The 12,606-nt window shown below is 49.5% G+C and carries 9 protein-coding genes, 2 pseudogenes and 1 other annotated feature; of the genes and pseudogenes, 2 read left to right on the forward strand and 9 right to left on the reverse strand.

Annotated elements, in window-relative coordinates; translation table 11 throughout:
* Window positions 1-24 precede the first annotated feature (24 nt).
* From ACZ5EJ_RS03905 to ACZ5EJ_RS03935, 7 genes and pseudogenes are all read right to left on the reverse strand, one after another.
* Window positions 25-645 (reverse strand): annotated as a pseudogene (locus tag ACZ5EJ_RS03905) (IS6 family transposase).
* Window positions 646-821: 176 nt separating this feature from the next.
* Window positions 822-1,652 (reverse strand): glycoside hydrolase family 3 C-terminal domain-containing protein, encoded by an 831-nt coding sequence (locus tag ACZ5EJ_RS03910; protein WP_011633964.1) that lies wholly within the window; start codon window positions 1,650-1,652, stop codon window positions 822-824.
* Window positions 1,653-1,654: 2 nt separating this feature from the next.
* Complete coding sequence (locus ACZ5EJ_RS03915) at window positions 1,655-2,707, reverse strand: glycoside hydrolase family 3 protein (RefSeq protein WP_256328250.1); 1,053 nt, start codon at window positions 2,705-2,707, stop codon at window positions 1,655-1,657.
* A gap of 247 nt (window positions 2,708-2,954) precedes the next feature.
* Window positions 2,955-4,127, reverse strand: coding sequence for an RtcB family protein (locus ACZ5EJ_RS03920; protein ID WP_011633966.1), 1,173 nt, complete (start codon window positions 4,125-4,127; stop codon window positions 2,955-2,957).
* An 80-nt stretch (window positions 4,128-4,207) separates the two neighbouring features.
* Window positions 4,208-4,954: an SDR family NAD(P)-dependent oxidoreductase gene (locus ACZ5EJ_RS03925; RefSeq protein WP_011633967.1), complete on the reverse strand. Its 747-nt coding sequence runs from the start codon at window positions 4,952-4,954 to the stop codon at window positions 4,208-4,210.
* A 112-nt stretch (window positions 4,955-5,066) separates the two neighbouring features.
* On the reverse strand, window positions 5,067-5,474 hold the full coding sequence (locus ACZ5EJ_RS03930; protein ID WP_011633968.1) for a TraR/DksA family transcriptional regulator: 408 nt from the start codon (window positions 5,472-5,474) through the stop codon (window positions 5,067-5,069).
* A gap of 205 nt (window positions 5,475-5,679) precedes the next feature.
* A protein-coding gene (locus tag ACZ5EJ_RS03935; protein ID WP_166484990.1) for an IS5 family transposase occupies window positions 5,680-6,472 on the reverse strand; the annotation gives its coding sequence in 2 pieces (ribosomal slippage) (window positions 5,680-6,214 and window positions 6,213-6,472; 795 coding nt in all).
* Between the two features lie 56 nt (window positions 6,473-6,528).
* Here ACZ5EJ_RS03935 and ACZ5EJ_RS03940 point away from each other — a divergent pair.
* Both ACZ5EJ_RS03940 and ACZ5EJ_RS03945 read left to right on the forward strand, forming a co-directional pair.
* Window positions 6,529-7,007: pseudogene (locus tag ACZ5EJ_RS03940) on the forward strand (transposase); the annotation flags it as partial.
* Window positions 6,807-6,923, forward strand: a sequence feature (AL1L pseudoknot). It overlaps the preceding pseudogene by 117 nt.
* Window positions 7,008-7,069: 62 nt before the next feature.
* A protein-coding gene (locus tag ACZ5EJ_RS03945; RefSeq protein WP_242500206.1) for an IS3-like element ISNieu2 family transposase occupies window positions 7,070-8,241 on the forward strand; the annotation gives its coding sequence in 2 pieces (ribosomal slippage) (window positions 7,070-7,319 and window positions 7,319-8,241; 1,173 coding nt in all).
* An 836-nt stretch (window positions 8,242-9,077) separates the two neighbouring features.
* Here the strand turns inward: ACZ5EJ_RS03945 and ACZ5EJ_RS03950 are convergent.
* Both ACZ5EJ_RS03950 and ettA read right to left on the reverse strand, forming a co-directional pair.
* Window positions 9,078-10,445: a DEAD/DEAH box helicase gene (locus tag ACZ5EJ_RS03950; protein WP_011633973.1), complete on the reverse strand. Its 1,368-nt coding sequence runs from the start codon at window positions 10,443-10,445 to the stop codon at window positions 9,078-9,080.
* Window positions 10,446-10,710: 265 nt separating this feature from the next.
* Complete coding sequence (gene ettA / locus ACZ5EJ_RS03955; protein ID WP_011633974.1) at window positions 10,711-12,378, reverse strand: energy-dependent translational throttle protein EttA; 1,668 nt, start codon at window positions 12,376-12,378, stop codon at window positions 10,711-10,713.
* Window positions 12,379-12,606 lie beyond the last annotated feature (228 nt).

Raw genomic sequence — 12,606 nt, forward strand, 5'->3', positions numbered from 1 at the left:
ATTTAACTAAGCGGATTGACTCTGTCAGCATATAAAATAAAATTGCTCAGCAAAAGACATCTTGTCAGCTCCTTCCATCATCATCTGACCTTTGTGAATCATGTGCATGAGTTCAATGCGAGCCAAGCTATTTTTAGCGGATTGAAAAGATTTGAATCTGAGCATCGGTTTTGTTATTCGCTTCACTGCCAGATGGGCTTGTTCCACAATATTGTTGAGGTATTTGACCTGACGAACCATCATGAGCATCTCTCTGTTGGCATTGATCTTGTCAATTGCTGCTTTATGGGCGCCATTTTTATCCATCGTGATCCTTTCTCAGGAGCGCCATTGGCTTGCATGGCTATGTCAAAAAAGCATTTGGCATCACGCTCGGCCGTTAATTGAAAGTCGATCACCTTACCATCCTGTCTACAGTATGATAGAGGTATTTCCAAGTGCCTTTGATCTTAATATAAGCTTCGTCCATCCGCCAGCCAGGTGCTTATACTTTTTGAAAATTTCCCCCAGTAATGGTAAAAACCAGATCGCCCAACAGTTCACTGTAGAATGATCCACAAATACACCACGTTCCTCTATCATTTCTTCCAGTTGCCGGCAACTTAATGGATATGCCGCGTACCAGCGTATATGGACCAGAATCACCTCAGTCGAAAATCATATTCCTTTTATAACCAGCATGTAACCTCACCATCTTTTCGATGTCAACAGCCTACTACACAGAAGGTATCTATGATCTCGACGAGGCGTTGAGCGACTTCTCTCCGTATCTGCCGGGTCATCGCAAAATCGCTTGTGATGACCCGGGGGACAATGGATGGTTACCGGCGCGCCGAGCGATTGTTGATGCGCGGGAAGGCCATGCCCATACGTTGCACAAGCGGCGTCTCAGCGGATGACCCGCCAACGTGCACCCGGTAGGCGCCAGCGTGCGACACCCACTCTCCCTCGGCCCATGCTGCAAGGTTGTCCGGGTCGTCCGGCACGAACGAGGAGAAGGGGTGGTTGGGGGCGGAGGCGTCTATATCAACGGTGATGCGAGCACTCTCATTGAGCTCGAGGAATACCTTCTTGAATCTGACGAGACGTTTGGATGGTTGATCCGCCTGCCGTGGTAGTTCGAGGTAAATCTGCGATGCCTCAGCACCGGCGACAGAACCGGTGTTGGTAAGAGTGTACTCGACCGTCAATACGGGTACCAGTTCAACGAGCCGACGATAGAAGCGCTGTGGAATGTTTTCCCTGCCGGTGCCCGGAACCGGCACCTGTTCGAACACACGACGATATTTCCGCTTGAGCCTCAGATCGTTGTACTCGAAGGTCGTGAATGAGAGGCCGTGGCCGAAGGCAAACGCTGGCTTGACACCATTGGCCTCGTACCAACCCAAGTTTTCGGAATAGTGGCTGACAAGTTGCGGGCTGCCATCGCCGAGCGGAAATCCGGGGCCGCCGGGCAGACCGTTGTTCTCGCGTGTTCCCGGATACTGCATCTCGGTGGCGAAGGCCGCCTCGTGCTCGCTGGTCGGGAAGCTTACGGGCAGTTTTCCAGACGGATTGATGACCCCAAATAGGATGTCGGCCACCACGTCGCCGTCATCCTGACCCGGAAACCATGCGGCCACGAGGGCAGGCACTAGGTCAAGCCAGTTCATTATCACCCCCCCGCAGAATACAGCACCACGACGTTGTTAGGATTCGCCGCCGCAACCTCGCGCACGAGTTGATCCTGCTCGACACAAACCTCACCGGCCGCTTTTATGGTCCCGGGCAAACCGGAGTCAGAAGGATAGGACGGGTCCGGGTCGGATGGATCGCCATCGTTGGTGCACAGCGTGGGCAGCGTGAGCTTCAACAGATCACGTGTCTCGCGCGGATTGGTCCCCACCATGAGGATGACGACATCGGAATTCATTGCCAGATTGACGGCGGATGCGATATCGGTGCCATCATTGTAGGTCACCGTGGCGGATCCACCGATTTTGGTCAAGGTATTTTCGAGGCCTTGCTTCGGTGTCACCGTGTAGGGCGCCACAACCGTAGTGAGTTCGCTCGGACTGAGGTTGCGCGGTGGCATGGTGGCCGAACCGGCAAACCACTTGTGGCCGATCAAGGCGATTGATTGGACGTTGGGTTTCAATGGCAGGGTGCCGCCGTCATTCTTGAGCAACGTAATGCCCCCTTCCACGAGTGCACGCGCCTTGGCGGCGTTGGTGTCGAGATCCACATTGATGATCTGGTTGAAAGGATTTTCGAACTGGTCGAATTCGAACATTTTGACGTGGCGCGGCCTGAGTGCCGCGTCGATATGCTGTTCGGTGATATCACCCGCTGCCAGCGCTGCCATGATCTTGTTTTCGGTATAGAACCGCGGTTCGGAATCGAGTTCGTAACCAACGCCCGCCAGCAACGCATCCACAGTGCTATGCATCGCGCGCCGGTCACTTTCCACCCATCCATCGAAATCCCAACGCTGGCGTAAGGTCTGTACCAGCAGTGCATGGTTGTCGCAAGCGTAAGCGCCGTTAATGTGCGGGTACGCGCACATTAACGATGCGGGCTGGGCATCCTTGACTACCATCTCGAAAGGTAGCAGATAGAGTTCGTGCAGCGCACGGCTGGGAATGTGCACAGCTGCGGTCCAGCGTTCAAACTGAAACTCGTGTTCGTTGCCCGCAAAGTGCTTTGGCTGAGCCTGAACTCCGAGTATTACTTCGAATTACTTCCCCGTTGGAGTTATTGCGGAGGCGTCTGTAAACACTCCTGCCGATCAGAGGTAAGGCGTATTTTCCTGATTGGCAGATTCGCAGAAGTGTTGGCTAGGGGATATGACGCCCAAAAGTGTGAACTGATCTGGCAAAGTATGGAAAAACGATTATTGAAACGCACGTTTACTGATACCGATGGAGGTGTAATTGTGTTCGACTGAACAACTACCAATTGTTTTTGTGTGAGGGTTACCCCTTGATAACAGCCAGTGGTTGCAATTCAATTTGTACCTCGACCAAGTCTTTTTGGTGGTTCATCACTTCATCGATATCTTTATAAGAGCCTGGCGCTTCATCCAGATCTTTACGGCCGCGGATGGCGTGTAAAACACCGAGATCATCAAGGGCTTGGATTTCTTCCTCTAGGTCTAGTTTTTTGCGGGCTTGGGTACGACTCATAATGCGTCCAGCACCATGTGCGCAAGACTCGAAAGATTGTGCTTCACCTTTACCTTTTACCAGAAAGGAACCGGTACCTTGCGAGCCAGGAATCATGCCCCATTCACCTTTTCGCGCTCGTGTTGCACCTTTGCGATGAACAAGAACGGTTTCGCCAAAATGTTCTTCTTCGGCGGCAAAGTTATGTGGTTTATTAATAAATTCGCTGAATCCAACCTCAGGCCGAATCTCTCTAAATGCCGTTTTTACCCGCTCCATCATTAATTTTCGATTGGCTAGGGCAAACTCAAGGCAGTAGTCCATTTCATTTTTGTACAGTTCGAAATACTCAGATGACTCTGGAAGGTAGGCTAAGTCATTCGAGATATCTTCGCCGGCTGCCTTATTTAATGCTTTTGCTACATCATTGTAATGGTTGGCGACTGTAAAGCCGATATTGCGAGAGCCAGAGTGGATCATAATCCAAATATAACCATCTGAGCCTTTTTGGATTTCGATAAAGTGATTGCCGCCACCTAATGTGCCAATCTGATATAGGGCGCTTTCGTACTCTTGATTGACGATAGGCAGATCGCCTTTCCTTTCGGGCATCCAAGCTTCATCTTGCTGCGTTTTGTGGTGGTTGAAACCCACCGGAATGGTGTTGCGGATGATACTCATGATGGTTTTCAGATCCTCTGTTGAGATATCTGTCAGATTGGTCCGTAGGGAACACATACCGCAGCCGATATCCACACCGACGGCGTTGGGTACGATGACCCCCTTAGTGGCTAGGATAGCCCCGATGGGCATGCCGTAACCTTCGTGAGTGTCGGGCATAATGGCGATATGCTTAAAGGCAAATGGCAAATTGGCAAGATTGCGCGCCTGCTCCAACGCTCCCTCCTCCATTTGATCGGCTTCCAACCACAGCTTTATTGGCAGTTTTTCCGTTGTAATAATTGCTTTTCCATTAGTGTGCATAACAATATCTCCATATAATAATTATTGATAGCGGAGTCAGGTTTGGTCGGTCGAGCTGAAAACAAACAGAACATTTACATTTACCTAAGCTGAATTGAGCCTCCGTCCGCCATTAGTGTTTGTCCAGTCATATAGCGACTATCTTCGCTGAGTAAAAAGGCAACAACTGGAGCAACATCTTTTTGCGGATCGCCAAAACGCTGCAACGGAATATTGCTGGCAGATGCTGCGTATTGCTCCGGGTACTCAGCTTTCCAGTGAGCGACCCCTTCGGTCAAGGCCTTTGGTGAGACTACATTGACACGAATGTTGTCTTTAGCCCATTCGTTGGCGGCGACCCTGCTTAATCCGCGGATAGCTTCTTTGGCTGCTGTATAACTGGCTTGCTGCTCGAGTCCAAGGAGCGCTGCTCCTGAGCCAAAGTTGACGATGGAGCCGCCAGATTTTGTCAGCTCCGGATAAGCGGCTTTCATAAAGTATAACGTTGCATTAAAGCCGGTGCCAAAGGATAAAGCCCAATCTTCTTTGCTCAGCTCTATTAGTGGCTTTTGGGTGGACGCATGGGCATTATTGACCAGCCCTGTCAGCTTGCCAAATCTGGCTATTGCCAGTTCAACGGCTTGCTTGGCAACGGACTCACTGGAGACATCACCCTTTAAAAAAACAATCTGACCTGGATTGCTCTGCGCGATTGCTGTGCCTGCTGCTTCATTGATATCAACGACGACAACAGATGCGCCTCGCTGCGTTAATACAGTGGTGATTGCAGCACCTATCCCAGCGGCACCGCCAGTTACGATAATGACTTGATTTTCTAGATTATTCATTTCTGTTTCCCTTTTATAGGTCGCTGTACTTTGCACTGTCGTTTGAGCAAGTAATTACTGTCGCCTGGGACTGGGAACAGATTTATCCTGATAGACCTATCCCGTTCGATGGTTATCGACCTGTATAAGGAGATGGCGCCAGCAATCTTTCACGGCGTACCTGACAAGTAAAGCAGCGTTTGGCAGTCGGATACGCATCCAGCCTTTTGTAGCGGACAGGCTCTCCGCAGTCGATGCACAAGCCGTACTTCCCGGTTGCGATACGATCCTCAGCAGCAACGATGTCGCGCACCTCACCTATATCGCGAATGACTTCGGCCTCGGTGATGTCGCGGAGCAAGGAAGCTGTCGCCGTATCTCCAGAATCACCAGCTCCGCCAATAAGATCGACATAGTATTCGTTGCGGGAGCGTGCCAATACCTGGCGAATTTCACCAAGTAAAAGGCTCTTGCGTGCATCGATCCGTTGCGCAAAGTGTGTGATCTGTTCTTTTGTCAGGGAATTTTCAGGGGTGTTCATGGCATCGTCCTTAGCAGGTTGCAGGAATGAGTGTCGATTGGTGCCGGCACAATGCACCATCGATAATTCCAAATTATACTTATCGCATATTATTTCCGTGTTACGTTTTGATAGTATTACTTACCTATAATAGTACGTCTTTTGCAGACGCACTCTGAATGAACCGCCCCGGGTTTTGAGGAGGCTCCACTATCTGAGAGTCTGTTCAAAGTCTTTTGAGTAGAAGGGCCAGGAAGGCCAGGTGAATAAACTGCAAGCTGGTGTTGAGTAAGCGCTCACAGTTCTTCCACAGCCGTCGATTCTTCTCCAACCAGGCAAAGCTGCGTTCCACCACCCAACGCTTGGGGATAACGACGAAGGTATGCAACTCACTGCGCCTGGCGATCTGAACCGCGACAGTCTCGCTCAGCACATCGCGTACACCTTGAGCAAACGGCTCCCCCACATAACCGCTGTCCGCCAACACCGCCACCACCCGGCCCAGGCCTGAACGACAACGCCGGAAAGCCTGCAACGCACCTTTGCGATCGGTCACTTCCGCTGTCGTCACCGCAATGGCATGCGGCAAACCCTGGGTATCGACCGCGATATGACGCTTGATGCCCGATACCTTCTTGCCTGCGTCATAGCCCTTCTGGCTCGCCGTGTCCGTGTTCTTCACGCTCTGCGCGTCCACGATCAAGAATGACGTGCAGGCGTTGCGCCCCTGTCTGGTATGAACCTCGCCAACCTGATTTTTTTAATGCCTGCTCCAGCAGGCTGCCTCCTTCGCGCGGCTCACTCCAGATGGCCCAGTATGAGTGGACAGTGCGCCACTTGGGAAAGTCATTAGGCAGGGCTCGCCACTGGCAGCCGCTCTTGAGCAAATACAGCACCGCACAAAAAACCTCGTACAGATCTATTCGTCGAGGGCTGGTCTTCCTGCGCGCGCTCTCCAGCAAAGGCTTGATAAGCTCGAATTGTTCACGACTGATGTCGCTCGGGTAACTTCTTCTCATCTTCCGAGTTTCTCATACTCCCAAAGACTTTGAACAGGTTCTGAGAAGATGGAGCCATGAACAAATCAAATAAATATTCCCCCGAAGTAAGAGCGCGCGCAGTCCGTCTGGTGCAGGAACACCGCAGTGAGTATCCCTCGCTGTGGTCGACGATTGAATCCATTGCGCCGAAGATCGGCTGTTCAGCCCACACATTGCTTGAATGGGTGCGCAAACACGAGACTGATACCGGCTTGCGAGACGGTGTGACCAGCGAAGAGCGCGACCGCATCAAAGCCCTGGAACGCGAAGTAAAGGAATTGCGCAAGGCGAATGAGATTCTGAAGCTGGCCAGTGCTTTTTTCGCTCAGGTGGAGCTCGACCGCAAACTCAAATCCTGAGATCGTTCATCGACCAGTACCGCGACGCCCATGGGGTCGAGCCGATCTGCAAGGTTTTGCAGGTCGCCCCATCAGGGTATCGGCGATATTCCGCGCAACAGCGTAATCCGGCTTTGCGCAGTGCCCGCGTCCTGCGTGATGATGAACTGCTGCCGTGACATGGTTTAATAAACCGGACAGTCCAGTTAAGAGAAAATAACCTTAACTGGAGGAAGCAATGGAAACGAGAAAGCAGTACACAAAAGAGTTCAAACTAGATGCCATCAGTCTGGTATTGGATCAGGACCACACACCATCGGAAGTATCCCGAAGCCTGGGAATCAATGCCAATATGCTGAGGAGATGGATCAGAGAATATCAGGCAGATAATACGGGTCAGGCATTCCGAGGCAATGGGAAGCTAACACCGGAGCAGGAGGAAATTAGAAAGCTCAAGATCCAGATCAAGCGGCTGGAAATGGAGAAGCGCATCTTAAAGGAAGCGACGGTCTTTTTCGCGAAAGAAACGAAGTGAAATATTCGTTTATCACCCAAAGGAAAAAGACCTATCCGGTCGGCTTGATGTGCCGACTCATGGGTGTAAGCCGCAGTGCCTACTATGATTACGTTCGTTGTGCTAACAATTGTTCTACCGACCCGTGCCATATAGAAATACTTGGAGCAGTACGGGAGATAGCAAAATCCAGTCATCATAGCTATGGCAGTCGCAGAATCGGAAAAGCGCTGAATGCACGGGGTTATCCGGTTGGTCGCAGGAAGGCTCGAAGCCTGATGCAAGAAGCAGATGTGCAAGTGAGGCACCGGAAAAAGTACAAGGTCACAACTAACAGTAATCACAAACAACCGATATTTGAGAATAGGCTGAATCGGCAATTTGATGTTGCAGCCCCCAATCAAATCTACGTTGGTGACATTACCTGCATTTGGACCCGGGAAGGCTGGTTGTATCTGGCGGTGGTCATTGATTTGTTTTCCAGGAAGGTGGTGGGTTGGAGCATGAGTTCAAGAATGAAAGCAAAGCTGGTTTGTGATGCATTGAGAATGGCTGCCTGGCAGCGTCAACCACAACCTGGATTGATTGTACATTCAGATCGTGGATCGCAATATGCCAGCAAGCAGTACCGCCAACTTTTAAAAATACACGGCTTTATCGGCAGTATGAGTCGTAGGGGAAATTGTTGGGATAATTCAGTGGCTGAAAGCTTTTTCGGTAGCCTTAAACGGGAGCAAATCCACTGGCAACATTATCCAACCCGCCATAAAGCACAACAAGATGTACTGCAGTATATTTCCATGTTCTATAACAGCCAGCGACTGCATTCATACCCGGGTTACAAAAACCCGAATCAATATGAGATGGAAATGGAAATAGTGAAAAATGTTGCTTAACTAGAGTGTCCGGTTTTACTTGACCAGGTCAGTTCACTTGACCCGTGGGTGCGGCTTTACATGGTGAGAGATTTAGCCCTAACAAGGCAAATCACCGGCAGGCAAAAGCGTCACGTCTTTTGCTGTCGCAAAACCCGCGCCACTTTTGCCTGCCGGTGATTTGCGGCGTTATGCGGCAATCCATAGCACAACTACAAAATAGTAGACAAACTAGAGAGAAAACATGGCTGATCCAAACTGTAATTATTGCAAGGGAACCGGACAATTCAAGTGCAATCGATGCGCAGGGAGCAAATCGATTGCCTGCGATTTCTGTCATGGCCGAGGCGGAGATCCAAATCCCGGTGGAGCTACCTGTCCGCGCTGCTTAAATTCCGGGAAGGAAAAGTGTCCCGATTGTAGTGGTACCGGCAAAGGTCCTTGCCCGGCGTGCTAGATCACGAGTGATGATCTGTGCCGCCATAACCAGGGTGTCAATTTTGTTCCGGCGCTGCGCCGTACCACCTCCAGCGGATGTACAAACCTGCGATCCGCACACTGCTTACACCGGCGTTAGGTTATACGCGATGACAGCTCACGCCATGAACAGTGGATAACGAGTTTTATCTATATAGTCATCCTAGTCATCCAGGACCTGAACCAATAATCCACATCGAAATTCTTGCTTGGAGGGGGAAATCAGGTGGTCGTTCGGATTGAAAATACTGTGGAATATCCGGGTACTATAATTTGTGCAGCAGTTCTTTCTCTGAATAGGAGAAATGATGAAGGTTTTATGGCGCACTGGATTGGCCAGGTACTGACCGTAAAAAATCAATACCTGGAATACATCAATATTATTTTGCTCGGGCAAAACTGCCTGAGTTATTAGATTTACTGTCTCTGAGTGGACGTCTGCGAGTATCACGAGCAAAAGGTTGGCTAAACTCGCTTTTTTTGTCTCCTCTGAAGCCTTGGGCAGTTGTGCGTGTGCTGGCGTCATTTGGCCATGAACGTCTGGTTTTGTGTGCGGCAGAAGAGGGTCTCTTTCCGGACTTATCGTCATTACGGCTGAACCTCGGTTTTGTGCGAGGTTCCATACCAGGTACAACTTGGAATTCAAAGTGATTGCCGGTAAACCGCTCTATTCTTTTGAGGTGAATGCCATCTTTACCAGATGCAAACGAGACGGCAATGCCGGAAGCTCCTGCCCGGCCAGTTCGTCCAATACGATGCACGTAGTCTTCTGCAAACTTAGGCAGGTCAAAATTAATGACGTGAGTAATATCAGCAATATCAATTCCGCGCGCGGCGACATCAGTAGCAACCAGTATTTTGAGCCGCCCCTGACGCAATCCGGTTAAAGTACGCGTGCGTTCACGCTGGGTCATATCTCCGTGCATGGCGGCAGCTTTGTGTCCTTGAGCAGAAAGATTGTCTGCCAGAGAATCAGCATCACGTTTCGTTGCAGTAAATACGATTGCCTGTTTGATGGTTGTATCACACAGCAAATGATCAAGTAACCGGTTTTTATGAGTGAGATCATCCACGTAATGCATACGCTGTTCAATATGATCAAGTTTTGCGTGCTGAGATGCGATCTGGATACGTTTAGGCATTTTCAGTAAACGTGTAGCAATTTTTTCGATTGCAGTATCCAGTGTTGCCGAAAATAGCAAGGTCTGCCTGTTTGTCGGTGTTGAGGAGGCAATACGCTCGACATCATGAATAAATCCCATGTCCAGCATGCGGTCAGCCTCGTCCAGCACCAGCATTTCCAGCCGTGAGAAATCGATCCGCCCCCGCTCAATGTGATCAATCAAGCGCCCTGGTGTGGCAACCAGTACGTCAACAACTTGTGATAGAAGTTTATTTTGCAATGGATAGGGCATCCCACCCAGAATACTGACAACATTGACGCGCGGCAGGAATTTTCCGTATTTGCTGGCAGCTTCGGAAACTTGCAGGGCCAGTTCGCGCGTGGGAGTCAGAACCAGTATGCGTGGACCGCGGCCCTGAATTTTTGCTGGAGTGGCAAGACGATGCAGTGCCGGCAGCATGAAAGCAGCTGTTTTTCCGGTTCCAGTCTGTGCGCTTGCCATTACATCGTGGCCAGCAATTAATTCGGGAATAGCTTGTTGCTGGATAGGGGTGGGAGAGGTATAACCCGCTGCCAGTACGGCTTTTACAATTGCGGGATGTAGATTCAAATTTTCAAATGACATGTCGGTTTTCCTGATGATAAAGAAATTCAATGCGCAAACAGGAACGTACCGCAACAAATAATTGCTGGTACCACTGGCGCATACATAAACACATCGCTGCTAACCAGGGATACTGCACAATTTCAAGAAGAAACAGAGGAATCTGGAGAGGTCAGGAACGATGAAACTAGATAAACCCTACCTTGAGGCAGGGTGGCAAGTATACAGTAACTACACAAAAGAAAAAGTTAAATTTTTGTGTGGTGTGGTTGGAACGAGTGGTCGATTAGCGTTCGATAGGCTTGAAACGGATACGTTTGGGTTTTGCTCCTTCTTCACCAAGACGTCGCCGTTTATCAGCCTCGTATTCCTGATAGTTGCCCGTGAAAAATATGACTTGCGAATTGCCTTCAAAAGCCAGCATATGTGTTGCGATACGATCCAGGAACCATCGGTCGTGCGAGATTACCAACACACATCCGGCAAATTCCAACAGTGCATTTTCCAGTGCTCTCAAGGTTTCAACGTCAAGGTCGTTGGATGGCTCATCCAACAATAACACATTTCCTCCGGATATCAGTGTTTTGGCCAGATGTAACCGGCCTCGTTCTCCGCCGGAAAGTGTTCCTGCAATTTTTTGCTGATCAGGACCCTTGAAGTTAAAGCGGCCAAGATAGGCGCGTGACGGGATCTCGTGTTTGCCAACGATAAGCAGATCATTTCCATCTGAGATGACCTGGAATACAGTCTGATCACTAGGTAATGCATCACGTGATTGATCTACATAGGCAATTTTTACGGTTTCACCTATCTTAATCTCGCCTGTATCCGGTTGTTCCTGTTCAGTAATCATGCGAAACAGAGTGGATTTTCCGGCACCATTGGGACCGATAATTCCGACAATCGCGCCGGGTGGTATCCGGAAATTCAGGTTGTCAATCAGCAGGCGATCGCCAAATCCTTTGGAAACATTGTTAAATTCGATAACTTCATTTCCCAGCCTATCTGCGACAGGAATAAAAATTTCCTGTGTTTCGTTGCGCTTCTGATATTCCTGCGAGCTGAGTTCTTCAAATCGGGCTAGGCGAGCTTTAGATTTTGCCTGCCTGCCTTTAGGATTTTGCCGTACCCATTCCAATTCTTGCTTGAGTGATTTCTGGCGAGCAGATTCTGCGCTATCTTCTTGTTTCAGGCGTGCTTCTTTTTGCTCCAGCCAGCTCGAGTAGTTTCCTTTCCAGGGGATGCCATGACCACGATCAAGTTCCAGTATCCATTCCGCTACGTTGTCCAGAAAATATCGATCATGAGTGACGGCTACTACCGTGCCTGAGAAACGTGCAAGGAATTGTTCGAGCCATTCTACAGATTCTGCGTCCAGATGGTTGGTAGGCTCATCTAGAAGTAGCATATCCGGCTTGGATAGAAGTAATCTGCACAGGGCAATACGGCGTTTTTCCCCTCCTGAGAGATTCTGGATCAAAACATCCCACTCCGGAAGGCGTAGTGCATCAGCAGCTATTTCCATCTGTTGAGTCAGATTGTCTCCATTTTGTGCAGTTAATATTGCTTCTAGCCGCGATTGCTCGGCTGCCAGTGTATCGAAGTCAGCGTCCGGTTCGGCATAGGCTGCATAAATGGCTTCCAGTTGTTGTTGTGCATTGAGTACTTCTCCTAATCCTTCCTGGATTGCTTCGCGAACGGTGAGATCGGGATCGAGTTGTGGTTCTTGTGGTAGGTACCCGATTTTGAGATCTGGCATAGGGGTGCATTCCCCTTCAAAGTCTTTATCTATTCCGGCCATGATCTTTAATAGCGTGGATTTGCCAGAGCCATTCAGGCCAAGCAGACCAATTTTTGCGCCTGGGAAAAAACTGAGTGAAATATCTTTAAGAATAACGCGTTTGGGAGGAACAATTTTACCAACGCGATTCATAACTAAAACGTATTGAGCCATAAATGCTTTTCTAATCCTGAATTTGAATTGATCTGGACATTCTAGAATCTGGGAAGATTCCGCAGAGGGTTATACATGAAAAGAAAGGAAGGCCGTTCGTTTAATGTCGGCATTGCAGGGTAATGATTTACATAGAGCTATATTAAGAGGCAAATGTGTAAAAGGCAAATGTGTAAAAGGCAAATATTGGGGTGAGTTGTTTGTCTGGGCAAATACAGGCTATCAGGG

It is taken from the genome of Nitrosomonas sp. TNE100 (assembly GCF_055387135.1).